Genomic DNA, 26,993 nt, shown 5'->3' with positions numbered 1-26,993 from the left:
ATGTCGCCCATCGTGCTTTCCAAGATCGTCAAGACGGTCACGGCCTGGGGGACCGGCCCGGCCGGCGGCTTCGCCCAGCTCGCCGTCACCAGCCCCGACCAGGTCGGGCTGATCGACGAGCTCGGATCGCTGACCTTCGCCCAGATCCACACCCGTTCCAACGCCCTGGCGCACGCCCTGGCCGAGCGTGGAGTGGGCGAGGGCGACCAGGTCGCCATCATGTGCCGCAACCACCGCGGCTTCGTCGACGCCACGATCGGGGCGGCGAAGCTCGGCGCCGACCTGCTCTACCTCAACACCGCCTTCGCGGCACCGCAGCTCATCGACGTCATCGCCCGCGAGAAGCCGGTGCTGGTGATCCATGACGAGGAGTTCATCGACCTCCTCTCGGCCGCCGAGGTCCAGCACCGGCTGCTGGCCTGGACCGACACCGAGGGCCACCCCGACTCGATGGAGTCGCTGATCGCGAAGTACCCCACCACCGACCTGACCCCGCCGGAGCACCACGCGCGGCTGGTGATCCTGACCTCCGGAACGACCGGCACCCCGAAGGGGGCGCCCCGCAAGGAGGCCGGGATCAGCAATGCCGTGGCGCTCATGTCGCGGCTCCCGCTCAAGGCGCGGTGGCGCACGCACATCGCGGCTCCGCTGTTCCACACCTGGGGATTCGCCCACCTGTTCCTCGGCATGCTGCTCGGCTCGACGGTGGTGCTGCGGCGCAAGTTCGATCCCGAGGACGCGCTGAAGACCATCCGCGAGTACGAGTGCGACTCCTTCATCGTGATCCCGGTGATGCTCCAGCGCATCCTGCAGCTGCCGCCCGAGGTGCTCGACAGTGTCGAGCTGCCGTCGCTGAAGATGGTGGCGTCGTCCGGGTCGGCGCTGCCCGGTGACTTCGCCCTGGCGTGGATGGACCGGTTCGGCGACAACCTCTACAACATCTACGGGTCCACCGAGGTCGCCTACGCCTCCATCGCGACACCCGAGGACCTGCGGCAGGCGCCGACGTCGGCGGGCAAGCCGCCGTACGCGACGGTGGTGAAGGTGCTGGACCCGGACGGGCAGCCCGTGCCGGACGGAGAGTCGGGTCGCATCTTCGTGAGCAACTCGATGCTGTTCGAGGGCTACACCGGAGGCGGTGGCAAGGAGATGGTCGGGGACCTGATGTCGACCGGGGACGTGGGGCGGTTCGGACCGGACGGTCGCCTCTACGTCGAGGGCCGCGACGACGAGATGATCGTCAGCGGTGGGGAGAACGTCTTTCCCAAGGAGGTCGAGGACTGCCTGTGCCGTCATGACGCCGTCGTCGAGGCCGCCGCGGTCGGGGTCGAGGACGACGAGTTCGGCAAGCGGCTGCGGGCCTTCGTGGTGGTCTCCGACCCCGCCGCTGCGGACGAGACGATCCTCAAGGACTGGGTCCGGGGCAACCTGGCCCGCTACAAGGTGCCGCGGGAGATCGTCTTCGTCAACGAGCTGCCGAGGAACGCCACCGGCAAGATCCTCAAGCGGGAGCTGGCCCGCCGCCCCTGAGTGCGCCGAGGGCGGGGGCCGGTGCGAGGATGACGCCATCATGAGTGGACTCACCCTGGGCGCACCGGCCCCCGACTTCACCCTGCGCGACCAGTTCGGCCAGGACGTCTCGCTGTCCGGCTTCCGCGGTTCCAAGGCCGTGGTCATCCTGTTCTACCCCTTCGCCTTCTCCGGGGTCTGCACCGGCGAGATGGCCGGGATCCGCGACCGGTTGTCGGAGTTCATGACCTTCGACACCGAGGTGCTCGCCATCTCCTGCGACCCGACCTACTCGCTGCGGGCCTTCGCCGACTCGGACGGCCTCAACTTTCCCCTGCTCTCGGACTTCTGGCCGCACGGCCGGGTCTCGCGGGAGTACGAGGTGTTCGACGAGGCGAAGGGGGCGCCGCACCGGTCGTCGTACGTGATCGACCGGGACGGGCTGCTCCGCTGGTCGGTGCACAACGCGGCAGCCAAGGGACGCGACCTGGACCAGCACCTGGAGCAGCTGCGCGCCGCAGTCTGACCCGAGCTCGCAGCGACCCCCGGCGCGCTCGTGCCTCCGGCATGCCTGAGGAGCCGAGGAACTTGTCCCGAAGTTTTACCTGAAACCCGGGACAGCGGTTCTCGAGCGGACCTAGACTCTGTCGTGTTGAGCCGCTGGTGACCCGAGACGCCAGCGGCTCGACGCATTTCAGGGCCCGGCCGTGCTGTGACCTCCGGGCTGCTCGTCGCGTAGTCTGTGCCCGCCCCCTGCGTCGGTAGCTCAGCGGTAGAGCACTCGGTTTACACCCGAGCGGTCGGCGGTTCGAAACCGTCCCGACGCACCTCGTTCCTCGTCTCGATATCCTCGGCCGCATGCCCCTGCTCCGTGAGGTCGTCAGCCAGGTCCACGCGTGGTACCCACCCGCCACCGCAGACTCCTGGGACGCCGTCGGCCTGGTGCTGGGGGACCCCGAATCGAGGGTGGACAAGGTGCTGTTCGCGGTCGACCCCACCCTCCAGGTCGCGCGCGAGGCCGCGGAGTGGGGTGCGGACCTCCTGGTGGTGCACCACCCGCTCTTCCTCAAGCCCGTGCACGGGTTCCCGGCCACCACGGCCAAGGGGCGCACCGCGCACGTCCTCGCGACGGCCGGCTGCGCCCTGCTGACGGCGCACACCAACGCCGACCAGGCGGTGGGCGGTGTCTCGGAGTCGCTGGCCACGGCGCTGGGACTGCACGACCTGTCGCCGTTGGTCCCCGGTGCCGGGATGCAGCTCGACGTGCTGGCGGTGCACGTGCCCACCAGTGCTGCCGAGACCGTGCGAGAGGTCCTGGCCGCGGCGGGTGCCGGAGCACTGGGGGACTACGACCAGTGCAGCTTCTCCGTGCCGGGACAGGGCCGGTTCCGGCCCCTGGAGGGGGCTCGACCGGCGGTCGGGAGCCCGGGCAGGCTGGAGGAGGTGGTGGAGGAGCGCATCGAGGTGGTGGTCCCGCGGGAGCGCCGGGCGCAGGTGCTCCGCGCCCTGCTGGCGGCCCACCCCTACGAGGAGCCGTCGTACCACGTCACCGAGATGGCCGACCCGGGATCGCGGACCACCGGCACCGGTCGGGTGGGCGAGGTGGCACCGACCACCCTGGGGGAGTTCGCCAAGGCCGTCGCGGACGCCCTCCCGGCGACCGCCCACGGGGTGCGCGTCGCGGGCGACCCGCGACGTCCGGTACGCCGGGTGGCCGTGGTCGGGGGAGCCGGCGACTTCCTGCTCGACCGGGTGGCCGGCGAGGAGGTCGATGTCTACGTCACCAGCGACCTCAGGCACCACCCGGCCTCGGAGTTCATAGAGAAGAACGGCCCGGCGCTCCTCGACATCGCTCACTGGGCGGCGGAGTGGACCTGGCTCCCGGTGGTGGAGGCGATGGTCGCGCGGCAGTGGAGCGATACGGTGGAGACCCGTGTCAGCACCATCTGCACGGACCCCTGGACATTCCGGGTCTGACGACCCACCTCTGAAGGAGCACCCGCTGAAAGCCGACCCCGCCACCCAAAGCCGACTTCTGGACCTCCAGGAGATCGACGCACGAGTGGACCAGCTCCGTCACCGGCGCGCCCACCTGCCCGAGACCGCTGAGATCGACGCCCTCCGCGTCAGCCGCGACGCCATCCTCGACAAGGTCCGCGACGCCCAGATCGTGGTCGACGACCTCAGCGTCGAGCAGGCCAAGGCCGAGGCGGACGTGGAGCAGGCGCGGGCGCGGCGCGCCCGCGACCGGGACCGCATGGACCGTGGGCTGATCACCAACCCCAAGGACCTGCAGCGGATGACCTACGAGCTGGAGTCGCTGGAGCGCCGGGTGAGCAGCCTGGAGGACTCCGAGCTCGACATCATGGAGCAGGCCGAGCGGGCCGAGGCGAGCCTGGAGAGGCTGCGCGAGGAGCTCGCGGGTCACGAGGAGCGTCTCGCCGAGCTGGAGGCCGGCCGCGAGCGCAAGTCGGCCGAGATCGACGCCGAGCTGCACGCGGCCATCGGGCAGCGGGCGCCCGTCGCGGCCGAGATCCCGAGGACCTGCTGTCCCTCTACGACAAGCTGCGCCAGACGAAGGACGGCGTCGGTGCCGCACTGCTGCGCGCCCGCCAGTGCAGCGGCTGCCGTCTCACCCTGGACCACGCCGAGCTCGCGGTCATCAACAACACCCCGACCGACCAGGTGGTCCGGTGCGAGGAGTGCAACCGGATCCTGGTCCGGACCGCGGAGTCGGGGCTGCCCTCCAGCTGAGGCTCAGAGCTCGCTGACCACGACGTCGAGCTGGGTCCCTCGCGGGCCGGGGGAGCCCTGCTCGACGTCCCAGCCCAGCCTGCGCAGGGCCTCGGCCAGCTGGGTAGGGGTCCGGGGCTTGGCCCCGTCCTCCAGGAGGGCCCGCACGATGCGGCCCTTGGTCGCCTTGTTGAAGTGGCTCACGACCTTGCGTCGGCCCTGGTGCTCGTGCAGCACTCGGACCCCCACGACGCGGGGGGCCAGGTCGGGCGTCGGACGCCAGAAGGCGGCGTAGGTCCCGGAGCGCAGGTCCACGAGCAGGCCTGCACCGAGCGTCTCCTCCACCGCAGGGCCCAGGGCGTCGCGCCACACCCCTGCCACCGACCCGAGGCCGGGCAGCGTGGCGTCGCCGGAGAGCCGGTAGGCGGGGATGCGGTCACCGGGGGCGACCAGGCCGAAGAGCGCCGAGGTGGTCCGCACCCCGGCGGTGGCGCGACGCTTGGCCGCGGGTGAGAGGGCGGCGAAGTCCAGCGCCTCGTACAGCACGCCGGTGTAGAGCGCATCGGCTCGTGCGGTGGGGAGCGATGCGAGTGCGGCGTTGCTCGCGACCAGGCCGGCCTGGGTGGGCCCCAGGCCCAGGACCTCCATGGCCTTCACCGGGTTGTCCGAGCACAGCTCGACCAGGGCGTCGAGCACGCTGCGGCGCGCGGCCCCGAGACCGGGGGAGGACAGAGCGTCGAGGTCGAGGGGGCGGCCGCGACGGGGCGCGGTCTTCCCCTCACTCGGCGGTAGCAGGATGAGCACCTGCAAACCCTAGGACGCCTGCTGTCCCGGCCTGCCTGTGGCTAGGGTGCTGCGCATGCCCACGCCACGTGTTGTCCGGTTCCGTCGACCCGAGGACGAGGTCGCGGCGCGAGAGCTGCGCGAGGGCATCGCCGCGATCCAGGCCGAGCTCGGCGTCTCGCCGGAGTTCGACGAGGAGGTCCTCCGGGTCGCGGAGGCGGCTGCGGCAGCGCCGCGGCTGCCGGCGCTGGACCGCACGGACATCCCGTTCCTCAGCATCGACCCCCCGGGCGCGATGGACCTCGACCAGGTGCTGCACATCGAGCGTCGAGGGTCCGGCTACCGGGTCCACTACGCGATCGCCGACCTCGCGGCCTTCATCACCCCGGGCGATGCAGTCGACCGCGAGGCCAACCGCCGCGGGGAGACCCTCTACGGTGCCGACTCCAAGATCCCGCTGCATCCTCCGGTCATCTCCGAGGGCGCAGGCTCGCTGCTGCCCGACCAGGTGCGCCCCGCGCTGCTGTGGACGCTCACGCTCGACGAGACCGGAGAGGGCACTGACGTCACCGTGGAGCGAGCCCGGGTGCGGTCCCGCGCCCGCTACGACTACGACCAGGCGCAGGAGCTGATCGACTCCGGTCAGGCTCAGGAGAGCCTGGCGCTGCTGGCCGAGGTCGGGCCCCTGCGGCTGGCCCGGGAGGCCGCGCGGGGCGGGGTCAGCCTGCCCCTGCCCGACCAGCAGATCGACATGTCGGGCACGAGCTGGAAGTTGGAGTTCCGGCAGCTGCTGCCGGTGGAGAGCTGGAACGCCCAGCTCTCCCTGCTGACCGGGATCGCGGCAGCCTCGCTGATGGTCCAGGGGCAGGTCGGACTGCTGCGAACGCTGCCGCCCGCGGACCCGCGCGACGTGGCGCGGCTACGGCGTACCGCCCAGGGACTGGGGCTGGAGTGGCCCTCCGAGGTGGCCTACTCCGACTTCGTCCGCACCCTGGACCCGGCCGAGCCCCGGCATGCCGCGATGGTGGTCGCCTGCACCCGCCTCTTCCGGGGCAGCGGGTACGCCGGGTTCCACGGCGAGGTCCCCGCCCAGCCCGGGCACGCCGCGATCGCCGCGGACTACGCCCACGTCACCGCTCCGCTGCGCCGCCTGGTCGATCGCTACGCCTCCGAGATCTGCCTGGCGCTGTGTGCGGGCGAGGAGGTGCCGTCATGGGTGCTGTCGAAGCTCGAGGAGGTCCCCGACACGATGCGGGAGTCCGGTCGTCGCGCCAACCAGTACCAGAACGCCATCCTCAACCTGATGGAGGCCGAGGTCCTGGCGGACCGGGTCGGGAACTCCTTCGACGCGGTGGTGGTGGAGGTGGACGAGAAGGACCCGCGTCGGGGAGAGGTGAACCTGGTGGACCTGGCGATCGAGGCGAAGGTGAGCAGCGAGCGGGAGCTGCCCCTGGGCGCCAAGGTCTCGGTGCGTCTCACGGAGGCGGACCCGGCGACCCGGCGCGTCGGATTCACCCTGGACTAAATCCACTGCCTGCGTATAGTGCCGCGCTACTGAAGCCGCGAGCTCGGTGGGTCCGGTCCCGAACCGATGGGGTGGAGCCTCCCTGCTGACGGCGTGCGCTGGCAACGGGGGACGTGACATGGGGATTCGTAGCACTGTGGTGGCGGGAATCGGGGGGCTGGTGCTCGCGGCCGTCGCCGTGATTCCACTGGCTTCGGCGAACGGGCAGCGAGAGTCGGTGGGGCTGTGGCCCACCGGTTTCCAGGCCCAGCAGACGGCGTCAGACTGCGGCAAGTGGGCACTGGACGCCAACAGCTTCTGCGTGGCGGACGACGCCCGCAACGGGCTCGAGGTGGGGGTCAAGTTCCGCACTGCTCGCTCGCTGGAGATCACCGGTCTGCGGATCTACCGGGCCGACTCCGCCGAGCTGCGGGGATCGCTGTGGGACAGCGACGGCAACCGCCTGCGCAGCGGACTGTTCCCACCCCAGAGCGGCAACGGCTGGCAGGACATGCGGTTCGACCAGCCGGTGGCGATCCAGCCCGGCCGTACCTACGTGGCCTCGTACTTCACGCCCAGGACGAAGTACGCCTTCCGCTACGGGTTCTTCGCGGACTCCTCGCACACGGTGGGTCCGATCACCGCTCTGCAGGCCACGGACGCAGAGCCGAACGGCGTCCACTGCTACGACGACGCCGCGTGTGTCTCCTTCCCCGTGCGCGCCTTCCGGAACTCGACCTACTGGGTGACTCCCCTGTGGGAGGCGGCCGCCGGCGATCCTTCGAACCCCACCGTCAAACCGACCGCCACGCCCACCGTCAAGCCGACCGGTCCGAGCACCCCCAAACCCACCACCAAGCCGACCGGCGGGACGAGCGCGGCGGACCTTCGGGTTGTGAAGATGACTCCACGGGCCGGTGCCAAGCGCGTCCGAGGCAAGGCGAAGGTGCGGGTGACGTTCTCGCGCGCCGTCCGCAAGAGCTCCCTCAACCGGGCGAACGTCAAGCTCGTCCGCAAGGGCGGGGCGCGGGTCGCCGCGCGGCTGGTCTACAACGCGAAGCGACGCGAGGTCGTGATCCGGCCGCGGTCCGCGCTGCGGGGGCGGACGACGTACCGGGTGGTCGTCACTGCCGGGGTGCGGGCCCTCGCGGGGGCCGTCTGGACCAGAACCCCGACAAGGCGGGCCGACAGCCCGCAACCTGGCACTTCCGCACCCGCTGAGCCGCGCTGCCGGCAACCGGACTGGTCTGCGCCCGGGGACCGTCAGCCCAGGGTTCCGGTGCTCCGCCGGGACTGGCTGCGACTGCGGTGCGTGGCCAGGGTGTGCATCGTCAGCGCCGCGAACACCGTGAGACACACCATCGCGCTCACCGCGAAGGTCGCGCTGATCCCGGCGTTCGTGGCCCCACCGCCAGCCGTGGTGTGAGCCGCTATCACCGCAGCGGAGATCGCGGTGCCGAACGAGCTCCCCACCGTCCTGAGCACCTGGTTGAAGCTCACCGAGCTGCCGAGCTCGGCCACGGCCACGCTGCGGGCGATCAGGGCCGGCATCGCGGCATAGCTGGCGCCCATCCCGACTCCGAAGAGGAACATCCCGCACACCAGCTCCCACAGCTCGGAATGGGCCAGCCAGAGAAGGACCGCGGCGCTGGTCATCAAACCGGCGCCGGTCGGCAGCAGCACCGCGAGATCGATGCGCCGGGACACTCGACGCACCACCCGGTTGGCCAGGAAGCTGCCCACGGAGAGGGGGAACATCACGAACCCGGCCCAGAACACGGGCAGCGCCAGGCCGTAGCCGGTCGACTCGGGCGCCTGGGCCACCAGGCTGCCGAGCGAGAGACCGATGTAGAGCGCGCCCCCCAGCCCGATCGCGGTCGCGTTGGCGAGCACCACGTCGGGCCGCGCGAAGGTCCTCAGGTTGATCAGGGGATGGGAGGTCCGCAGCTCGACGAGCACCCAGGTCGTCATCACCAGCACGGCGGCCACGAGGACGCAGATGGTGGCCGGCGAGGACCAGCCCCAGCGGGCACCTTCGCTGATGCCGAGCAGCAGGCTGCCGAGGCCGGTTCCGAGCAGGGCTGCGCCGGGGAAGTCGAAGGGGGGTGCCGGAGCGCTCGCCGGCACGTCGTCGGGGATCGCCCTGACCACCACCACGATCGCGCTGACCACGAACACGGTGGCGAACCAGAAGGCGGCCCGGTAGTCGAACGTCCCGGCCAGGATGCCGGTGAGCGGATAGCCGACGCCGATCCCGGTGGCTACCGTCACCGAGAGGCTGGAGATGGCCGACTGCGAGCGGTCCGGTGCCGAGTGCTGTCTGACCAGGGCGATGGTGACCGGGACGATCCCGTAGGTCAGGCCCTGCAGCGCCCGTCCGAGGAGAAAGACCTCGAAGCTGGGTGCCGTCGCCGCCACCGCGCACCCCAGCAGCACGATCGCCAGGGACACCAGCAGCAGACGCTTCTTGCGGGGCCCGTCGCTGAGCCGCCCCATCACCGGCGTCGCGACCGCTCCGGCGAGCAGGTTCACCGTCAGCATCCACTGCGCGGTGCTCACCGCCACATCCATCTCCACCGCGATGGAGGGCACCAGCAGCATGCCGAGCGAGGAGACGACGGCGGTGGACAGAGCCGCGTACACCAGAGCCGGCACCAGGGTGCGCTGGGAACCCCTCATGGGGTGGGTTCCGACCCGCTCAGGGACGACACGCGTGCCACGGACCGTCAGTCGCGGGACGGGCGTGGCGCCCACTCGAGCGCGCTCGCACCAGAGCGCGCGCGTCCGCGCAGCGCGATCACCGCGAGGGGGCGCGGAGTGCCAGCCGCCTGCGCCTGGGGAGCACGCCGGGACTGCGTGACCGCGCGGACGCGCTGGGTGAACAGGACGAAGCGCGGAGCATCGTCACGCCCGGCGGGCGTGAGGTCCACGGCGACCCAGAGCCCGTCCGGCTCGAACGTGAGGGCGTCCGGCTTCGCGCCGGCGGGTTTCAGGGCGACGTCGGGCGTGTGCACCCGGAGCTGGAAGTCGACCGCCCGCGCGTGGCTGTCGCGGGTGTTCTGGAGCCGATGGATCGCCTGGATGAAGTCCTTCTCCTCGCGGGCGATCGACCCCGCCAGGACCCACGGCGGCTGAGGGCCGTCAGCGTCGATCGTCGGTCGAACCTTGGCCCCGCACACCCACACGTCTCCCCAGCTCACGTGCCCATTCTCCCTCCGATGCTCCGCGGGAAGCCCAGCGGGGCTCTCCACGTTGACCCCGAGTGAAGCTCTCCCTGCTCGACCGCTCCCGCACCCGCGCCGGCGAGCCCGAACGACTAGCCCTGAGCCACACCGTCGAACGGGCCGTCGCCGCGGAGCAGCTGGGATACGGCCGGTTCTGGGTGGCCGAGCACCACGGCGTGCCCGGCATCGCATCGGGCGCGCCCGCGGTGCTGCTCGCCGCGGTCGGTGCCCGGACCGCCACCATCCGCCTCGGTTCGGGCGGGGTGATGCTGCCGAACCACCAACCGGTGGTCGTGGCCGAGCAGTTCTTGATGCTCGCGGCCCTGCACCCGGGGCGCGTCGACCTGGGCGTGGGTCGGTCGCTGGGCTTCACCGCCCCCGTGCGGCGGGCCCTCCGCCGCCCCGGCGATGAGCCTGACCTCTTCGTCGACGACATCGCCGAGCTGCGGAGCTACCTGGAGCGGACTGCCCCGGTCACCGCGCGGCCGGTCCTCGAGGAGGAGATCCCGGTCTTCGTGCTCGCCACCGGTTCCGGGATCAGGGTCGCTGCGGCTATGGGGCTGCCCGTGGTGCTCGGTGGACCGGTGCTAGGCAGCCCCGACCTGCCCGACCTGCCGGACCTGCTGACGGCGTACCGGCGCGACTTCCGGCCGCACCGGGGGAGTCGTCCGCACGTCACCGTCTCGCTCGACGTCCTGGTCGCGGAGACCGATGCCGAGGCGCGCGAGCTGGCCCTCCCGGAGGTCTGGGCGATGGTGCAGTCCAGGCGGACCGGGGTCTTCGAGGCGCTCGAGCCGGTCTCCGCGATCCGCGAGCGTCGCCTCGCCGGGCGGGTGCAGGAGCTCGTGGAGCGGGGCTTGGACGGGGTGGCCGCCGGCGCCCCGGCGACGGTACGCCGACGGCTGGAGCGGATCGCCGATCTCACCGGCGCCGACGAGCTGCTCGCGTCCGGCTCCACCTACGACCGCCAGGCACTCGTCGCCTCGGACGCTGCTCTGGCCGCACTGCTGCTCGACTCGTGTCAGCAGGCTGGACGCGGATCGCTCTAGCGGACCCGCTTGACCAGCTCGGTCAGCTGCTCGCTGACGGCGTCGTTCATCGTGGTGACGACGTACACCGTCGGCCAGATGTCGCCCTCGTCGAGATGCGCTTCCTCGGTGAAGCCAACCTCGGTGTAGCGCATCTTGAACTTCGAGGCGTGCTTCACGAAGACGACGACCTTGCCGTCCCGGGCCCAGGCCGGCATGCCGTACCAGGTCTTGGGCAGCAGGTCCGGCGCCAGGTCGGAGACGATCTCGTGCACGCGGTTCGCGATGGCCTGCTCGTCCCCCGGCATCCCTGCGATCGCGTCGAGCAGGGCCCGGCGCTCGGTCTCGACCTTCTTGGGCGAGGGGAACCCAGAGCACCATCCGCCCGATCAGATCGGTGCTCTGGGATCCCGCCACGGCGAACCTAGCTGCGAATCAGCCGCCCTGGCAGGCAGTCAGCTGACCCGTGGAGCTGGCGAGAGGCTGCTGGGCCTCCTTGAGCTGGTGCTTCGTCGTCTTGAGCTTCTCCTTGGCGGCGGACACCTTCTTCTTCGCCTTCTTGATGGCGGTGACCCTGGCGTCCCTCTTGGCCTTCCTGAGGGTCAGCTTGGCGGCCGTGACCGCCTTCTGGGCTCTCTTCAGCCTCGTGATCGCCTTGGCCGCCACCCCCTGCGCGGCGGTCACGGCGGCCTGCTGGGCCGAGCAGTCAGAGGGCGCCGAGGTAGGCGGACCGGCGGTGGGTGGGGTCGGGCTGACGACGGGCGGGACGACCACGGTGAAAGAGCTCGTCGCCGGGGATGGGTCCAGGTTGCCGGCAGCGTCGGTGGCGCGGACGGCGAAGGTGTGTGGTCCGTCCGTGAGTGTGTCGGTGGTGTGGGTGGCGCCGGGTCCGGTGCAGGGGCCGAAGGTCGCGGCGTCCAGGGAGCACTCGAACGTCGAGTCGGGTTCGGAGGAGGAGAACGCGAAGGTCGGGGTGGTGTCCTGGGTGTCGCCGGTGGGGCCGGCCTCGATGGTGGTCTCCGGGGCGGTGGCGTCGACGGCGAAAGAGCTCGTCGCCGGGGACGGGTCCAGGTTGCCGGCAGCGTCGGTGGCGCGGACGGCGAAGGTGTGTGGTCCGTCCGTGAGTGTGTCGGTGGTGTGGGTGGCGCCGGGTCCGGTGCAGGGGCCGAAGGTCGCGGCGTCCAGGGAGCACTCGAACGTCGAGTCGGGTTCGGAGGAGGAGAACGCGAAGGTCGGGGTGGTGTCCTGGGTGTCGCCGGTGGGGCCGGCTTCGATGGTGGTCTCCGGGGCGGTGAGGTCGCTCGGCTGGTCGTCGTAGGTGTAGGTGTCGATGCCGATGTAGTTGCCGTTGACGCCGCTGTCGCCGGCATCGGGAACGAAGTACCGGAACGCGAGGCAGCCGGTCTTGGTGCCACGGATCCCGGACAACGCGCCGCTGAACTCCGTCCACGTCTCGGGGTAGTCGTTGCTGAGGTTCGGGTTGACCGTGGTGAGCAGGGTCGTGAAATCACCGACACTGGTGGCGTCGCTGCCCGCGTCGCAGGTGCCCTCGGTCGACAGGCGCAGCTCAAGGCGGTCCGCGAACCCACCCCACGACTCCGTCCGGGTGAAGAACGACCATCTGTCCCCGTTGCTGAGCGTGCTGGCCGCAGGGGCGATCAACCACACACTGATGGTGCCGGACGGGCCGCCGGTGGCGTTGTAGTTCATGGCCGCATACGCGTTGTCGGCCCCCTGATGGGCGGGGAAGATGTCGGAGTTCCCCTGGAACACCGACAGGAGCCCTTCGGGTTCGCTGCTGTTCGTCGCCGTCCAGCCGTCGGGGACCACGCTGTCGAAACCCTCGGTCTGCACTGCTGCTGATGAGGGACTTGCGGCGGTCACGAGCAGGGTCGCGGCGATCGCACCGACAAGGGCTGAGCTAAGGGCCTTTTTCACGCGGGATGACTCCAGTGGCTAGGGAAACGAGCGCGGCCGACGGTAGCCGCGAGGGGGCTCGCGCGGACCTGAAGTCGCCAATTTCGATGGACAAATCTCCGAAGCCCTAGGAGACAGGCCCGGACCGTCCCAATCTCGTCTGCCGAGGCACGTCAGGCACACTGCAGGAGTGTCCGACCCGCTGCGCAGCCTGCTGGCCGCACCGCCCGACCTCCCGGTCACCGCGGGCCTGGCCGCTCTCGACGAGGCGCTCCGCACCCGCGGAGTCGCGGTGGTCCAGGCACCGCCCGGCACCGGCAAGACGACCTTGGTGCCACCCGCGGTGGCCGAGGTGGTTCCCGGACGGGTCGTCGTCACGCAGCCCAGCCGCATTGCAGCCCGCGCTGCTGCCCGTCGGCTGGCGCACCTGCTGGGCGAACCGGTGGGGGAGACGGTCGGGTACTCCGTACGCGGAGACCGGCGCACCAGTCGACGTACCCGGGTCGAGGTCGTCACGACCGGCCTGCTGCTACGGCGGATCCAGCACGATCCCGAGCTGGCCGGCGTCGGCGCCGTCGTGCTCGACGAGGTGCACGAGCGCCACCTCGACGCCGACCTCACCCTGGCGCTCTTGATCGACATCCGGGCAAACCTGCGCGAGGACCTGTCCCTGGTGGCGATGTCGGCCACCATCGAGGCCGAACGGACGGCCGCCCTGCTCGGCGGAGGCGACGATTCCCGAGGCGCTCCGGTGATCCATGTCCCGGGTGCCCTGCACCCTGTCCAAGCGGTCTGGTGCCCGCTGCCGGCGGGGTTGCGGCGTACCGACGACCGGGGGATCACCCCGGCCTTCCACGACCACGTCGCCGCGACCGTACGTCGTGCGCTCGCCGAGCACGAGGGAGACGTCCTGGTCTTCGTGCCGGGTGTCGCGGAGATCGAGGCGACCGTACGTCGCCTGGCCGGCGTGGACGCGGACGTGCACGCCCTGCACGGACGTCTGTCCGGCGCGGAACAGGACCGTGCGCTCACCGAGGGCCCGCGTCGCCGGGTCATCGTCTCGACCGCGGTCGCGGAGTCGTCCCTGACGGTGCCCGGCGTGCGCGTGGTGGTGGACGCCGGATTCTCCCGCGAGCCCCGCACCGACCACCGTCGCGGACTGGCGTCCCTGGTCACCGTCGCGGTGAGCCGGGCCGCGGCCGAGCAACGAGCGGGCCGGGCCGGGCGTCTGGGGGCGGGCGCCGTGCTGCGTTGCTGGTCCGAGGCCGAGCACGCGCATCTGGCCGCCCATCCGCAGCCCGAGATCGCCACCGCCGACCTGACGGCCTTCGCCCTGGAGGTGGCGTGCTGGGGGAGTGACGACGTGCAAGACCTGGCGCTGCTCGACCAGCCGCCGGCGCACGCCCTGGCGGCAGCCAAGGAGGTGCTCGTCGACCTGGGGGCGATCACCGACGACGGTAGAGCCACCCCGCGGGGGCGGGTGATCGCCGGCGTGCCGACCGACCCCAGGCTGGCGCGGGCCCTCATCGACGGGGCTGGTCTCGTCGGGGCCAAGCGGGCCGCAGAGGTGGTCGCGATGCTCAGCGAGGACGTGCGTGCTCCCGGCGGAGACCTCGTCGCCGCGCTCCGGTCGCTGCGCGCCGACCAGCGGGCTGGCCCGTGGCGCAGTCAGGTCAGGCGGCTGGAGGCGATCGTGAAGGACCAGGGGGTCGAGGAGCAGGGCAACGCCGGCGCCCCGAGGGCCTCCGCGGACCACGCCCGAGCACTCACCGATGACGTGGCGGTCGGGCTGGTGGTCGCCTTGGCGCATCCGGACCGGATCGCGCGCAAGCGCTCCGGTGCCTCCAGCTACCTGATGACGTCCGGGACCGGCGCGGCACTCGATCCGCGTGACCCGGGGCCCTTGGCCGGCCTGGAGTGGCTCGCGGTCGGCGACGCGGAGCGGCGGCCCGGGCAACGCGATGCCCGGATCCGGGCGGCCGCCCCGCTCACCGAGGACCTGGCGCTGGAGGCGGCGGGGTCTCGGTGGACCGAGGTGGACGAGGTCACCTGGACCGGAGGGCGGGTGCTGGCTCGGCGCCGAACCCTGCTGGGCGCGATCGAGCTCGGTTCGGTCCGGCTCAGCGATCCACCGGCGCAGGCCGTGACCGAGGCGATCCGGGAGGCGGTGGCGAGCGAGGGGATCGGTCTCCTCGCCTGGTCGGAGCCGGCCACCGCGCTGCGCGCCCGCCTCGACTTCCTGCACCGCGCTCTCGGTGACCCATGGCCGGACGTGAGCGACGCGGCACTGACCCGGAACCTCGAGTCGTGGTTGGGGCCGCAGCTGGCGCGGGTCCGCTCGGCCCAGGACCTGCGCCGGATCGACGTCGGTGCCGCGCTTCGGGCGCTGCTGCCCTGGCCCCAGGCGGGCAGGCTCGACGAGCTGGCACCGGAGCGGGTGGAGGTGCCCAGCGGGTCGAGCGTGCGGATCGACTACACGGGCGAGCAACCGGTGCTCGCGGTGCGGCTGCAGGAGGTCTTCGGCTGGAACGCAGTGCCGGTCCTTGCGGACGGTCGCGTCCCGCTGCTGCTGCACCTGCTGTCGCCCGCCCGGCGCCCGGCCGCCATCACCGCGGACCTGGAGTCCTTCTGGGACAACGGCTATCCGGGTGTGCGTGCTGATCTGCGCGGGCGCTACCCCAAGCACGCCTGGCCCGAGGATCCCCGCAGCGCACCGGCCACGCGACGTACGAAGAGCACCAGCCCCCGACGGTGAGTGGCGGAGTCGATCCCGGGGAGGCCATCGACTCGCCGAGCACGGCGGGCCAGAAGGGGTGAAGCGAATGGGTCAGCCTGTAAGCCGGGTTCTGTCCCGCCGCGAGGCGGGGGCGATCATCCATCTACGACGGCCGTTGCCGGCCGTCTCCTGCGGTCTACCCGTGCACTCGGGCGGGCCGCCCTCGAACGTGCACGCACCACCCGCGGACGGATGGCTTCTTGACCTTGCTCCAGGTGGGGTTTGCCTAGCCGCTCCGGTCGCCCGGAGCGCTGGTGGTCTCTTGCACCGCCGTTTCACCCTTACCGCCCCGTGAGGAGCGGCGGTCTGTTCTCTGTGGCACTTTCCCGCGGGTTGCCCCGGGTGGGTGTTACCCACCACCTTGCCCTGTGGAGCCCGGACTTTCCTCGGCGCCGGGATGACCCCGACGACGCGATCGCCCAGCTGACCCATTCGCGCCCCGAGTCTAGGGGAATCGACGGAGCCGGTGCACCGTTGACCCGGCATGGAGAACGAGTACACCGCTCCGCCGATGGTCTTCCCGGGTCAGGGGGGTCCCGAGCACGCGTACGGCGTGGCCTACGACCTGTTGTGCAGGCGAGCCCCGGACGAGGCGCTCCGGCTGCTCGAGCCCGCGCTGGAGGCCGAGCCGGACAACACCGGACTGCGGATCCTGCGGGTCTGGGCCTGGCTGATCCGGGCCCAGCTGGGCCGTGCGGAGGCGGAGCTGCGAGAGCTCGCTGCGCAGTCGCCCAGTGACGCGTGGGTGCAGCACGCCCTGGGACGGGCGCTTGAGCGGCAGGGGCGTCCGGCCGAGGCCTTGCCGCACCTCAAGCTGGCGGCAGTGATGTCGGAGGACTACGACCATCAGGCGGCTGTGCTGCGCGTGGAGCGCGCCCTCGCGCACCGGGCGGGGAAGGACACGTAGGTCAGGGGTTGGTCAGCACCTCGGCGCCGGTGGGGGTGACCAGCAGGGTGTGCTCGAACTGGGCGCTGCGGCGCCGGTCCTTGGTGACCACAGTCCAGCCGTCGTCCCACATCTCCCACTCGTGGGTGCCGAGGTTGAGCATCGGCTCGATGGTGAACGTCATGCCGACCTCGATCAGGTCGTCGTAATGGTCGGTGTCGTAGTGGGGGACCACCAGCCCGCTGTGGAACGCCGTGCCGATGCCGTGGCCGGTGAACTCCCGCACCACGCCGTAGCTGTAGCGCTTGGCGTAGGACTCGATCACCCGGCCGATCACGTTGATCCGGCGACCGGGGCGCACGGCGCGGATGCCGCGCTCCAGCGCCTCGCTGGTGCGCTCCACCAGCAGTCGCGTCTCCTCGTCGACCTCACCGGCCAGGAAGGTCGCGTTGGTGTCCCCGTGCACGCCGTCGAGGTAGGCGGTGATGTCGATGTTGACGATGTCGCCGTCCTCGATGACCCGCCCGTCGGGGATGCCGTGGCAGATGACCTCGTTGACGCTGGAGCACAGCGACTTGGGGAAGCCCCGGTAGCCCAGGGTCGAGGGGTAGGCGCCGTGGTCGCAGAGGAACTCGTGACCGATGCGATCGAGCTCGTCGGTGGTGACACCGGGCGCCACGTGCGAGCCCACCAGCTCCCGGGCCTGGGCCGCGAGCCGGCCGGCGACGCGCATCTTCTCGATGGTCTCGGCGTCCTTGACCTCCGACCCCTCGAACCGCGCGGGCGAGGGGCGGTCGACGTACTCCGGACGCGGGATGTCGGCGGGGACCGGGCGACGTGGAGAGATGGTGGCGGCAGCTACTGGACTCACGCCTGCGAGTGTAGTTTCTGCAGGCATGAGCAAAGCGCCGCAGTACTGGTTCTGCCTGATCCACCGCACGGTCGAGGGCCGGGACGGCTGCAAGAACGCCGACCGCCTCGGTCCCTACGCCACCGAGGCCGAGGCTGCCGCTGCCCTGGAGCACGTGCAGGCTAACAACGAGGCCTGGGACAACGACCCGACGTGGAACGACGACGCCGAGGCCGAGGACAAGAAGGAGGACTGACCCCCCTCAGCGGGGCCGGATCTCCAGCACCTCGTCGGCACCGCCGCCGTTGCTGGTGGTGACCAGCAGGCGCCCCGAGGGCAGGGACGTGACGCTGCGCAGGCGGCCGAAGGACCTCAGGCGTCTCGGCGCGTGCACCCGCTGGAGCACCCCGGAGTCGTCGAACCTCAGGAACAGCAGCCTGCTGGCCTTGAGGGCGGCCACCGCGAGCGTGCCCTCGAGCGCTCCCCACTGCTTCCCCCGCACCCACGCTGCCCCCGAGGTGGCCAGGGTGGGCTTTCCCGAGCTCCACCGGGCGGGGACCTGCTTGCCGGGCAACGACGGGTCGGTCATGGGCACGGCCTCGTTGTAGCCCGGCACCGGGTTCCACCCGTAGTCGCCTCCCGGGACCAGCAGGTTGACCTCGTCGTCCCGGTCGCTGCCCTGCTCCACCGACCACAGCGACCCGTCCGAGCGTTGCGCCAGCCCTTGGACGTTGCGGTGGCCGTAGGTGAGCACGTAGCGGGTCCGGGCATCGGCGGAGCCGATGAAGGGGTTGTCCGGCCAGGGCGCGCCGGTGCTGGGGTCCAGCCGCAGCACCTTGCCCCCCAGCGATTCCAGGTCGCGAGGGTTGGTGCCCACCGCGGCGTCGCCGGTGCCCACCAGCAGGGCGCCGGTCCTGCGGTCCAGCAGCAGGCGGCACCCGCCGTGGCGGCCGCTGGAGGCTGGGATGCCACGCAGCAGCACCTTGCCGCCGCGGGCGCGGTGGCCGCTGGGGCTCAAGCGCCACGAGGTGACGCGCACGTCGTGGCCGTTGCCCGCGAAGCCCCCGTGACAGGCGTAGAAGCGGCGCGACGTCGCGAAGTCGGGCGAGACCGCCAGGGACATCAGGCCGGTCTCACCGGAGCTCCACACGGCGCTGCGGGGGAACCTCACGGTACGTCGCGTGCCGTGCTGCACCAGGCTGAGCCGCCGTCGGTCCCGCTCGGTGAGCAGGAACGTCCGGGCGGCCACGGGCTGGACGTCCCAGGGGATGTCCAGCTGCCCGACGAGCCGACGTACCTTGAGCCGGGGTGCGGCGGCACGCTCCGCGACCAGGGCCGTGCTCGACCCGGCGGCGTCGGCCCCGGCGGCCGCAGGTACGGCGCCGGCCGGGACGCTGAGCAGCCCCGCGGCCAGCAGACCGGTCAGCCCCGCCAGCGCGGGGGTGGAGCGGGCAGTGAGGTGCAGGCGCATGGAGCGACGCTAGTCGCGGGGCGGCTCGTTGACTAGAAGGAGTGCTCAGGGCCGGGGAAGGTCCCGCCCTTCACGTCCTCGGCGTAGGAGCGGGCGGCGTCCAGCAGCACGCCGTGCACGTCGGCGTACTGCTTGACGAACTTCGCCATGCGTCCGGTGCGCAGCCCGAAGGCGTCCTGCCACACCAGCACCTGTCCGTCGCAGCCGGGGCCGGCACCGATGCCGATCGTCGGAATGGTGAGCATCGCGGTGACCTCGGTGGCCACCACCTCGGGCACCATCTCCATCACGACGGCGAAGGCGCCGGCCTCCTGGACGGCCAAGGCGTCGGCCAGGAGCCGCTGGCTGGCCTCGCCGCGCCCCTGGACCCGGTAGCCGCCGAGGGTGTGCTCGCTCTGCGGGGTGAAGCCGATGTGGGCCATCACCGGGATGCCGCCGCGCGTGCACCGTTCGATCACCGGCGCCATCTCGACCCCGCCCTCGAGCTTGACGCAGTGTGCGCCCCCCTCCTTCATGAATCGGGCGGCGGTGAGATACCCCTGCTCGGGCGAGGCCTGGTAGGAGCCGAACGGCAGGTCCCCGACCACCATGGCGCGGCGCACGGAGCGGGCCACGGCGCGGGTCAGCGGGAGCAGCTCGTCCACGGTGATCGGCAAGGAGGTCTCGTTGCCGAGCACGTTGTTGGAGGCGGAGTCGCCGACCAGCAGCAGGTCGATGCCGGCCTCGTCGAAGGTGGCCGCGGTGTACATGTCGTAGGCGGTGAGCATGGTGATGCGCTCGCCCCGCTCCTTCATCTCGCGCAGGTGGTGCGTGCGCACCTTCCGCGTCGGCGTGGCGGTGCTGGCGGTGCCCGTCCCGTAGGGGGCGGTCACCTCGCCGGCTGGCTGCTGCTCGCTCATCGTCGTCTCCTCGCAGGCATCTCGCGGCTCCCTGGTGGAGTCCACGGACGCCAGACAGGCTAGTCGCAGGCGCGAACCGCCACGTGTGGCGCCGCTCACCCGAGCGGCCGGTCGGATCCCTAGACTCAGCGCGTGGACTTCTTCTCCGCCTACGCCCACGGGTTCGCCAGGGTCGCCGCGTGCACGCTGCCGGTGGCGCTGGCAGACCCCGCCGCCAACGCGCAGGCCGTGATCGAGCAGGCGCGCGCCTGCGACGCCGACTCGGTCGCCGTCGCGGTATTCCCCGAGCTCTGCCTCACCGGCTACTCGGTGGACGACCTGTTCCTCCAGGACGTGCTGCTCGAGGGCGTGCACGCGGGAGTCGCCGAGATCGCCGAGGCCAGCCGCGACCTGATGACGGTGCTCGTCGTGGGTGCTCCCCTGGTGCACGGCACCCGGGTCCTGAACTGCGCCGTCGTCATCCACCGGGGCGAGGTGCTGGGGGTGGCGCCGAAGTCCTACCTGCCCAACTACCGCGAGTTCTACGAGCGCCGGTGGTTCGCGCCGGGCGACGACCGCCGGGACGAGTGGGTGACCGTGGCCGGGACCGAGGTCCCGCTGGGTCCGGACCTGCTCTTCCGCGCCGTCGACGTCCCCGACCTCGTCGTGCACGTGGAGGTGTGCGAGGACATGTGGGTGCCGGTCCCCCCGAGCGCCCGGGCCGCTCTGGCCGGTGCCACGGTGCTGCTCAACCTCAGCGGGAGCCCCATCACCGTGGGGCGCTCGGAGGAGCGACGCCTCCTGGTGCGCAGCGCGAGCGCGCGCTGCTCGGCGGCCTACGTGTTCGCCGCCGCGGGACAGGGCGAGTCGACCACCGACCTGAGCTGGGACGGGCAGACCATGGTCTACGAGGTGGGGGACCTGCTGGGCGAGACCGCGAGGTTCCCCGACGGCCCGCAGCGCACGGTTGTGGACGTCGATCTCGCCCGGCTGCGTCAGGAGCGGATGCGCCAAGGGGCCTTCGACGACAACCGCCGTACCGCCGGCGGGTCCGGCGGCCCTTCCGACCCGGCGTTCCGCGTGGTCGACCTCGAGATCGGCCCTCCCGGCGGAGACATCGGCCTGCGCCGCAAGCTGGACCGGTTCCCGTTCGTGCCCGACGACCCCGAGCGGCTGGCGCTGGACTGCTACGAGGCCTACAACATCCAGGTGTCCGGGCTCGAGCAGCGGCTGGTGTCCATCGGCAGCCCCAAGCCGGTCATCGGGGTCAGCGGCGGGCTCGACTCGACCCATGCGCTGATCGTGGCGGCGAAGGCCATGGACCGGCTGGGCCGTCCCCGCAGTGACGTCCTGGCCTTCACCATGCCCGGCTACGCCACCGGCTCGGCCAGCAAGTCATACGCGATCCGCCTCTGCGAGTCGCTCGGGGTGACCTTCGAGGAGATCGACATCCGGCCGGCGGCGGACCAGATGCTGACCGACCTGGGCCACCCCTACGCCCGGGGGGAGAAGGTGTACGACGTCACGTTCGAGAACGTCCAGGCCGGGCTGCGCTACGACTTCCTGTTCCGGCTGGCCAACCAGCGCGGCGGCATCGTGGTCGGCACGGGGGATCTCTCCGAGCTCGCGCTCGGCTGGTGCACGTACGGCGTCGGCGACCAGATGTCGCACTACAACGTGAACTCCGGGGTGCCCAAGACGCTGGTCCAGCACCTGATCCGGTGGGTGATCGGGCACGGCGAGTTCGACACCTCCACCAACGAGGTGCTGGCCGAGATCCTGGAGCAGGAGATCACCCCCGAGCTGATCCCGTCGCAGGAGGGGGTGAAGCCGCAGGCGACCGAGGACTCCGTGGGGCCCTACGCGCTGCAGGACTTCACCCTCTTCCACGTGGTGCGCCACGGTCGGAGCCCCTCGAAGATCGCCTTCCTGGCCATGCACGCCTGGCGGGACGCCGAGGCGGGGGAGTGGCCCCCCGGCTACCCGGTCCAGGACCGCCCGTCCTACGACCTGGCCACCATCAAGGGATGGCTCGAGGTCTTCGTCCGTCGGTTCTTCGCCAACCAGTTCAAGCGCAGCGCCCTGCCCAACGGTCCCAAGGTCAGCCCGGGCGGGACGATGTCTCCACGGGGGGACTGGCGGATGCCCTCGGACGCCCGGGCCACGGCCTGGCTCCGAGACCTCGAGCGCGTTCCGCAGCGCTGAGGCGGCGGGGCACGCCCCGCGCAACCCACGGCACCACGGGTCCCAGCAGGCGTGATCCGCCCCACCTCAGCAGTTCCGCGAAATCCGAAAGATGCCTTGCCCTATCGTTGCGCGCATGGGTAAGCAAGAGGACTTCGTGCTGCGCGCACTCGAGGAGCGCGACGTACGGTTCGTGAGACTGTGGTTCACCGACGTTCTGGGCTTCCTCAAGTCCGTCGCGGTTGCTCCTGCGGAGCTGGAGAGCGCCTTCGGTGAGGGCATCGGCTTCGACGGTTCGGCCATCGAGGGCTTCGCCCGGGTGCAGGAGAGCGACATGCTCGCCAAGCCCGACCCGTCCACGTTCCAGATCCTGCCGTGGCGCGGCGAGGGTCCCTCAACCGCGCGGATGTTCTGCGACATCCTGATGCCGGACGGCAGCCCGTCGTACGCCGACCCGCGGCACGTGCTGAAGCGGACCCTGGGCCAGGCGGCCGACAAGGGGTTCACCTTCTACACCCACCCCGAGATCGAGTTCTACCTCTTCAAGGACACCCCCCAGAGCGGGGTCGAGCCGGTGCCGGTGGACCGCAGCGGCTACTTCGACCACACCGCCCAGTCGATGGGCGCCGACTTCCGGCGCGAGGCCATCACGATGCTGGAGTCGATGGGCATCTCCGTCGAGTTCAGCCACCACGAGGGCGGGCCCGGGCAGCAGGAGATCGACCTGCGCTACGCGGACGCGCTGAGCACCGCCGACAACATCATGACCTTCCGCACCGTGGTGCGCGAGGTGGCGCTGAGCCAGGGGATCTGGGCGAGCTTCATGCCCAAGCCCTTCACCACCCACCCCGGTTCCGGGATGCACACCCACGTGTCGCTGTTCGAGGGCGACCGCAACGCGTTCTTCGAGGCCGGCGCCCAGTACCAGCTCTCCCGGACCGGGCGGCAGTTCATCGCCGGGATCGTCCGGCACGCTGCCGAGATCACCGCGGTCACCAACCAGTGGGTCAACAGCTACAAGCGCCTGATCGGCGGCGGTGAGGCTCCCTCGTTCATCTCCTGGGGCACAACAACCGCTCGGCGATGATCCGGGTGCCGATGTACAAGCCCAGCAAGGGGCAGTCCACCCGGGTCGAGCTCCGTTCGCTGGACGCCGCCTGCAACCCCTACCTCGCCTTCGCCGTCACCCTGGCGGCCGGCATGAAGGGCATCGAGGAGGGCTACGAGCTCCCGCGCGAGGCGGAGGACGACGTCTGGTCGCTAACCGAGCGCGAGCGCCGCAGCCTGGGCATCGAGCCGCTCCCCAGGACCCTCTTCGAGGCCATCAACGTGGCCGAGAGCAGCGAGCTGCTGGCCGAGACGCTCGGCGAGCACGTCTTCGACTTCTTCCTGCGCAACAAGCGGGCGGAGTGGGAGGCCTATCGCGGCCAGGTGTCCGCCTTCGAGCGCGACCAGATGCTGCCGGTGATCTGACATGACCTCGCACCGGGTGCCTGGCTCCGCGCGCCGATCGGGCGCGCGCAGGGCCCTGCCTCCGGCCCGGTCGGTGCTGGACCCGACCCCCGTGGCTCGCGACCACGCGCAGAAGCACGACCGCCTCCGACCGATCCCTCGCAAGCGGCCCAGGTCGGCCGGGGCGACCCCCAGGACCGACCCGACGCGGGTCAGTGGCCCGATCCGCGCGGTGCTCGAGCCGATGCTGTGGCTGGCGTTCGTCAGCGGCGTGGTGTGGCTGCTGGTGGCCATGGACCCGGGCGTGACCGACCCTGACCCGGGAGTCGTGGTCTACGAGTACACGCAGCCCCTGTCGATCCTGGTGGGCGCACTGCTGCTGATCTCCACCATCAGCGCCCTGATGTGGCTGTCCTCCTCGACGTCGGCCACCCGGGCCAGGAGCTCGTTCGCCGGCTTGGGGATGCTCGCCTCGGGCTGGCTCTTCGCCAAGGTGCACCCCGTGGACAACGGCGACTTCGTCTGGCGGTCCTGGACCAGCATCGGGGTCGGGGTGCTGCTGGTCGCCATGTGCTCGGTGCCGTGGCCCACCAGCGCTGCCCGGGTCCCGAGGCGTCCGACCACGGGCACCTGGATGGTGCTTGCGGTGCTGCTCGCCGGTGGCGTCATCGTGTCCATGCTGGCGTGGGAGGCCTCGCGCACCGGCCTGGTCGGCTCCTCGGACGTGGAGCAGGCCTGGGACCTGGTGCTGCCGTTCCTGATCATGCTCGCCCTGCTGCTGGCCGTAGCCCGCTTCGTGCTGCACCGCCCCCAGTGGACCAATGCCGGCTGAGCCGAGCAACACCGCGCTGATCCGAGCCGGCTTCCAGGAGCCGGACCGAGTCCGGCAGGAGCTGTCGGAGCTGGGCGAGCACGCTGCCCCCCTGCTCTCGACGTTCTCCCGGACCGCCGACCCGGACCTGGCGCTGTCCAGCCTGGTGAGGATGACCGCCAGCCCAGGGGCCGACCCCGAGATGCTGGCCGAGCTCGTGGACGACGAGGGCACTGCGATGCGGCTGCTCTCGGTCCTCGGCGCCAGCGAGGCTCTCGGGGACCACCTGGTCCGCCGGCCGGAGCAGTGGCGCGAGCTCACCGACCCCCACCTGGGGTGCAGCCGTCCGGCAGCCTGGGCCGTCCGTGCTCAGCTGCTCGAAGCCGTGGGCGCGGACGCGCGATCGGACTGTCCGGTGGCATCGCTCCCCGACGGAGCGGCGGTGGACGCGCTGCGGGTGGAGTACCGCAGGATCCTGCTACGGCTGGCGGCACGCGACCTGGCGCACCACCAGAGTCTGGACGACACCGCCGCGGAGCTCGCCGACCTCGCCGCGGGCACCCTCGACGCTGCCTTGGCGGTGGCACGCGCCCGCCTCGGGGAGGACTGGAGGAAGTGCAAGCTGGCGGTGGTGGCGATGGGCAAGTGCGGCGGCCACGAGCTCAACTACGTCTCCGACGTGGACGTCATCTTCGTGCACGAGGTGGCCGAGGGGGTCGACGAGAACGCCGGCACCCGAGCGGCCGCGCAGCTGGCGAGCCACCTGATCCAGATCTGCTCCGAGCACACCGGGGAGGGCACGATCTGGCCGGTCGACGCCGCCCTGCGTCCCGAGGGCAAGGCCGGACCCCTGGTGCGCACGCTCGCGAGCCACCAGGGCTACTACGAGCGGTGGGCCAAGACCTGGGAGTTCCAGGCGCTGCTCAAGGCCCGGCCCGTGGCCGGCGACCTGGTCCTGGGGCGGGCATTCGTGGAGATGGTGCAGCCGATGGTGTGGCGGGTCGCGGAGCGGGAAGGGTTCGTCCTCGACGTGCAGGCGATGCGGCGTCGGGTGATCGACCACATCCCGAGCAAGGAGGCCGCCCGTCAGCTCAAGCTGGGCTCAGGGGGACTGCGCGACGTCGAGTTCGCCGTCCAGCTGCTGCAGCTGGTGCATGGACGCGCGGACGAGCGCCTGCGCACGCCGACCACGCTCAGCGCGCTGGCGGAGCTCACCCGGGGTGGGTACGTCGGGCGCGAGGACGGGGAGGCGCTGCACGAGGCCTACTCCTTCCTGCGGTCGCTGGAGCACCGGATCCAGCTCTACCAGCTGCGCCGGATCCACGTGGTGCCCGAGGACGAGGGCGACCTGCGCCGCCTAGGACGCTCGATGGGCTTCTTCCGGGAGCCGGTCCAGCTGCTTGAGAAGACCTGGCACTACCACCGCCGCGAGGTGCGGCGGCTGCACGAGAAGCTCTTCTACCGTCCGCTCCTCGAATCCGTGGCGCGGATCCCAGGCCCGGACGCCCGGCTCACGCCCGAGCAGGCCGAGACCCGGCTGATGGCCCTGGGCTACGCAGACCCCCGGGCGGCGCTGCGCCACCTGGAGGCGATGACCAGCGGCGTGTCCCGATCCGCGGCCATCCAGCGGACGCTGCTGCCGGTCATGCTCGGCTGGTTCGCGAGCTCACCCGACCCTGACGCCGGGCTCTTCGGGTTCCGCCGGATCAGTGAGGCACTGGGGAAGAGCCACTGGTACCTGCGTCAGCTGCGCGACGAGGGGCAGGTGGCTCAGCGGCTGGCGCGAGTGCTCTCCACCTCTCGCTACGCCACCGACCTGCTGGAGCGTGAGCCTCAGGGGGTGCGGATGCTGGGGGAGGACCTGACACCGCTGAGCGCGGAGGCACTCACCGCCGAGATGCGGGCCACCGCCGGCCGGCAGCCCTCCGCGGAGGACGCCGTACGAGCGGTGCGGGCGGTACGACGACGTGAGCTGTTCCGGATCTCGGCGGGCGACCTGTTCGGCGAGACGGACGTGGCGGACGTGGGTCGGGCGTTGGCCCGGCTCACCGACGCCACCTTGGAGGCCACCCTGGACGTGGCCTCGGGCGAGATCTGCCGCCAGCGTGGGGTCGCCGAGCCCCCCGCCCGCCTGGCGATCGTCGCCATGGGCCGGTACGGCGGCTTCGAGCTGTCCTACGGCAGCGACGCGGACGTCATGTTCGTCTACGAGCCGGTGCCCGGAGCCGACAGCCACCGCGCCGCCTCCTTCGCGCAAGCGGTCGCCCACGAGCTGCGGCGCCTGCTCGCCATGCCCGGCAGCGATCCTGCACTGGAGGTCGATGCCGGCCTGCGCCCGGAAGGCAAGCAGGGGCCCTTGGTGAGGACGGTGGAGTCCTACGCGTCGTACTACGCGAAATGGTCCCAGGTCTGGGAGGCACAGGCGCTGCTGCGGGCTGACGCCACCGTCGGCGACCCGGACCTCCGCAGGCGCTTCACCGAGCTGATCGACCCGCTGCGGTTCCCCGAGGGCGGCATCAGTGTGGACGACGTGGTCGAGATCCGTCGGATCAAGGCCCGGGTGGACCACGAGCGCCTGCCCCGGGGGGCCGATCCCCACACGCACCTCAAGCTGGGCCGGGGCGGGCTGGCCGACATCGAGTGGACCGTGCAGCTGCTGCAGCTGCGGCACGCCGGTGCGGTGCCCGGGCTCCGGACACCGATGACCCTGGAGGCCCTCGCTGCGGCGGCCGAGGCCGGACTCATCTCAGACCAGGACGCAGGGACGTTGGAGTCGGCCTGGCGGCTGGTGAGCCACGTCCGCAACGCCGCCACCCAGGTGCGCGGCAAGGCGGTGGACCAGCTGCCCCAGGACGCGAAGGAGAAGGCGGCGGTCGCCATCGTGCTCGGCTACGAGCCGGGGGACTCCGACCGCATGGTCAACGACTACCTGCGCACCACCCGGCGAGCCCACGCGGTGGTCGAGCGGATCTTCTGGGGCTGACGAG

Annotated in this window: 20 protein-coding genes, 1 tRNA gene, 1 other RNA gene and 3 pseudogenes; 16 read left to right on the top strand and 9 right to left on the bottom strand. The window is 71.5% G+C overall.

Features of this window, described 5'->3' with window-relative positions; translation table 11 throughout:
* The 6 genes and pseudogenes from C0R66_RS11535 to C0R66_RS20305 all read left to right on the top strand — a co-directional run bounded on the left by C0R66_RS11535 (window position 1) and on the right by C0R66_RS20305 (window position 4,263).
* A complete protein-coding gene (locus tag C0R66_RS11535) occupies window positions 1–1,530 on the top strand; it encodes an AMP-binding protein (RefSeq protein WP_101526210.1) in 1,530 nt (509 codons plus the stop codon).
* A 40-nt stretch (window positions 1,531–1,570) separates the two neighbouring features.
* Entirely contained in the window at window positions 1,571–2,035 is a 465-nt protein-coding gene (locus C0R66_RS11530) for a peroxiredoxin (RefSeq protein WP_101524812.1), read from the top strand.
* 229 nt (window positions 2,036–2,264) lie between these two features.
* A tRNA-Val gene (locus C0R66_RS11525) sits at window positions 2,265–2,336 on the top strand.
* A 31-nt stretch (window positions 2,337–2,367) separates the two neighbouring features.
* Complete coding sequence (locus C0R66_RS11520) at window positions 2,368–3,486, top strand: Nif3-like dinuclear metal center hexameric protein (RefSeq protein WP_101524811.1); 1,119 nt, start codon at window positions 2,368–2,370, stop codon at window positions 3,484–3,486.
* A pseudogene (locus C0R66_RS20310) lies at window positions 3,443–3,991 on the top strand (zinc ribbon domain-containing protein); the annotation flags it as partial. The gene C0R66_RS11520 and the pseudogene C0R66_RS20310, both read left to right, overlap by 44 nt.
* A 62-nt stretch (window positions 3,992–4,053) precedes the next feature.
* Window positions 4,054–4,263, top strand: coding sequence for a zinc ribbon domain-containing protein (locus C0R66_RS20305; RefSeq protein ID WP_199286931.1), 210 nt, complete (start codon window positions 4,054–4,056; stop codon window positions 4,261–4,263).
* Between the two features lie 3 nt (window positions 4,264–4,266).
* Here C0R66_RS20305 and yaaA read toward each other — a convergent pair whose 3' ends face one another.
* Window positions 4,267–5,046, bottom strand: a complete 780-nt coding sequence (gene yaaA, locus C0R66_RS11510; RefSeq protein ID WP_101526209.1) for a peroxide stress protein YaaA — start codon at window positions 5,044–5,046, stop codon at window positions 4,267–4,269.
* Window positions 5,047–5,101: 55 nt separating this feature from the next.
* On the opposite strand from yaaA, the gene C0R66_RS11505 reads away from it, so the two are divergent.
* Together C0R66_RS11505 and C0R66_RS11500 are read left to right on the top strand one after the other, a co-directional pair.
* The gene (locus C0R66_RS11505) at window positions 5,102–6,550 is read left to right on the top strand and encodes an RNB domain-containing ribonuclease (protein WP_101526208.1); all 1,449 of its coding nucleotides are present in this window, start codon (window positions 5,102–5,104) and stop codon (window positions 6,548–6,550) included.
* Window positions 6,551–6,668: 118 nt separating this feature from the next.
* Window positions 6,669–7,673, top strand: a pseudogene (locus C0R66_RS11500) (DUF4082 domain-containing protein); the annotation flags it as partial.
* A 119-nt stretch (window positions 7,674–7,792) separates the two neighbouring features.
* On the opposite strand, the gene C0R66_RS19510 reads toward C0R66_RS11500, so the two are convergent.
* Together C0R66_RS19510 and C0R66_RS11490 are read right to left on the bottom strand one after the other, a co-directional pair.
* A complete protein-coding gene (locus C0R66_RS19510; protein WP_101524809.1) occupies window positions 7,793–9,208 on the bottom strand; it encodes an MFS transporter in 1,416 nt (471 codons plus the stop codon).
* 47 nt (window positions 9,209–9,255) lie between these two features.
* Window positions 9,256–9,729 carry a hypothetical protein gene (locus C0R66_RS11490; RefSeq protein WP_158648013.1) on the bottom strand — a complete coding sequence of 158 codons (474 nt, stop codon included), beginning with the start codon at window positions 9,727–9,729 and terminating at the stop codon, window positions 9,256–9,258.
* Between the two features lie 62 nt (window positions 9,730–9,791).
* Between C0R66_RS11490 and C0R66_RS11485 the strand changes: the two genes are divergently transcribed.
* Entirely contained in the window at window positions 9,792–10,802 is a 1,011-nt protein-coding gene (locus C0R66_RS11485; protein ID WP_101524807.1) for an MsnO8 family LLM class oxidoreductase, read from the top strand.
* On the opposite strand, the gene C0R66_RS11480 is transcribed toward C0R66_RS11485, so the two are convergent.
* Together C0R66_RS11480 and C0R66_RS11475 are read right to left on the bottom strand one after the other, a co-directional pair.
* Window positions 10,799–11,089 (bottom strand): hypothetical protein, encoded by a 291-nt coding sequence (locus C0R66_RS11480; protein WP_101524806.1) that lies wholly within the window; start codon window positions 11,087–11,089, stop codon window positions 10,799–10,801. The genes C0R66_RS11485 and C0R66_RS11480 overlap by 4 nt on opposite strands.
* A gap of 127 nt (window positions 11,090–11,216) precedes the next feature.
* Window positions 11,217–12,635: a choice-of-anchor J domain-containing protein gene (locus tag C0R66_RS11475; protein ID WP_101524805.1), complete on the bottom strand. Its 1,419-nt coding sequence runs from the start codon at window positions 12,633–12,635 to the stop codon at window positions 11,217–11,219.
* Between the two features lie 253 nt (window positions 12,636–12,888).
* On the opposite strand from C0R66_RS11475, the gene hrpB reads away from it, so the two are divergent.
* Window positions 12,889–15,453 (top strand): ATP-dependent helicase HrpB, encoded by a 2,565-nt coding sequence (hrpB, locus tag C0R66_RS11470; protein ID WP_241901420.1) that lies wholly within the window; start codon window positions 12,889–12,891, stop codon window positions 15,451–15,453.
* Between the two features lie 64 nt (window positions 15,454–15,517).
* Here hrpB and rnpB read toward each other — a convergent pair.
* Window positions 15,518–15,905, bottom strand: an RNA gene (gene rnpB, locus C0R66_RS11465) — RNase P RNA component class A.
* A gap of 53 nt (window positions 15,906–15,958) precedes the next feature.
* Between rnpB and C0R66_RS11460 the strand changes: the two genes are divergently transcribed.
* The gene (locus C0R66_RS11460; protein ID WP_199286650.1) at window positions 15,959–16,381 is read left to right on the top strand and encodes a tetratricopeptide repeat protein; all 423 of its coding nucleotides are present in this window, start codon (window positions 15,959–15,961) and stop codon (window positions 16,379–16,381) included.
* 1 nt (window position 16,382) lies between these two features.
* On the opposite strand, the gene map is transcribed toward C0R66_RS11460, so the two are convergent.
* Window positions 16,383–17,258: a type I methionyl aminopeptidase gene (map, locus tag C0R66_RS11455; protein ID WP_101524804.1), complete on the bottom strand. Its 876-nt coding sequence runs from the start codon at window positions 17,256–17,258 to the stop codon at window positions 16,383–16,385.
* Here map and C0R66_RS11450 point away from each other — a divergent pair.
* Complete coding sequence (locus tag C0R66_RS11450) at window positions 17,257–17,466, top strand: hypothetical protein (RefSeq protein WP_101524803.1); 210 nt, start codon at window positions 17,257–17,259, stop codon at window positions 17,464–17,466. The genes map and C0R66_RS11450 overlap by 2 nt on opposite strands.
* A gap of 6 nt (window positions 17,467–17,472) precedes the next feature.
* Here C0R66_RS11450 and C0R66_RS11445 read toward each other — a convergent pair whose 3' ends face one another.
* Complete coding sequence (locus C0R66_RS11445; RefSeq protein ID WP_101524802.1) at window positions 17,473–18,681, bottom strand: PQQ-dependent sugar dehydrogenase; 1,209 nt, start codon at window positions 18,679–18,681, stop codon at window positions 17,473–17,475.
* A gap of 32 nt (window positions 18,682–18,713) precedes the next feature.
* Entirely contained in the window at window positions 18,714–19,580 is an 867-nt protein-coding gene (gene panB / locus C0R66_RS11440) for a 3-methyl-2-oxobutanoate hydroxymethyltransferase (protein ID WP_101524801.1), read from the bottom strand.
* A gap of 132 nt (window positions 19,581–19,712) precedes the next feature.
* Between panB and C0R66_RS11435 the strand changes: the two genes are divergently transcribed.
* The 4 genes and pseudogenes from C0R66_RS11435 to C0R66_RS11420 all read left to right on the top strand — a co-directional run bounded on the left by C0R66_RS11435 (window position 19,713) and on the right by C0R66_RS11420 (window position 26,989).
* On the top strand, window positions 19,713–21,764 hold the full coding sequence (locus C0R66_RS11435) for an NAD(+) synthase (RefSeq protein WP_101524800.1): 2,052 nt from the start codon (window positions 19,713–19,715) through the stop codon (window positions 21,762–21,764).
* 115 nt (window positions 21,765–21,879) lie between these two features.
* A pseudogene (glnA, locus tag C0R66_RS11430) lies at window positions 21,880–23,216 on the top strand (type I glutamate--ammonia ligase).
* Between the two features lies 1 nt (window position 23,217).
* The gene (locus C0R66_RS11425; RefSeq protein ID WP_101524799.1) at window positions 23,218–24,027 is read left to right on the top strand and encodes a hypothetical protein; all 810 of its coding nucleotides are present in this window, start codon (window positions 23,218–23,220) and stop codon (window positions 24,025–24,027) included.
* Window positions 24,017–26,989: a bifunctional [glutamine synthetase] adenylyltransferase/[glutamine synthetase]-adenylyl-L-tyrosine phosphorylase gene (locus tag C0R66_RS11420; RefSeq protein WP_101524798.1), complete on the top strand. Its 2,973-nt coding sequence runs from the start codon at window positions 24,017–24,019 to the stop codon at window positions 26,987–26,989. The genes C0R66_RS11425 and C0R66_RS11420 overlap by 11 nt, the downstream gene beginning before the upstream one ends.
* The last annotated feature ends 4 nt before the right edge of the window (window positions 26,990–26,993 follow it).

This window comes from Nocardioides houyundeii, from assembly GCF_002865585.1.
GTDB lineage: Bacteria > Actinomycetota > Actinomycetes > Propionibacteriales > Nocardioidaceae > Nocardioides > Nocardioides houyundeii.
The sequence above is the reverse complement of the archived record's forward strand: the minus strand, read 5'-3'. Positions and strand labels throughout refer to the sequence as shown.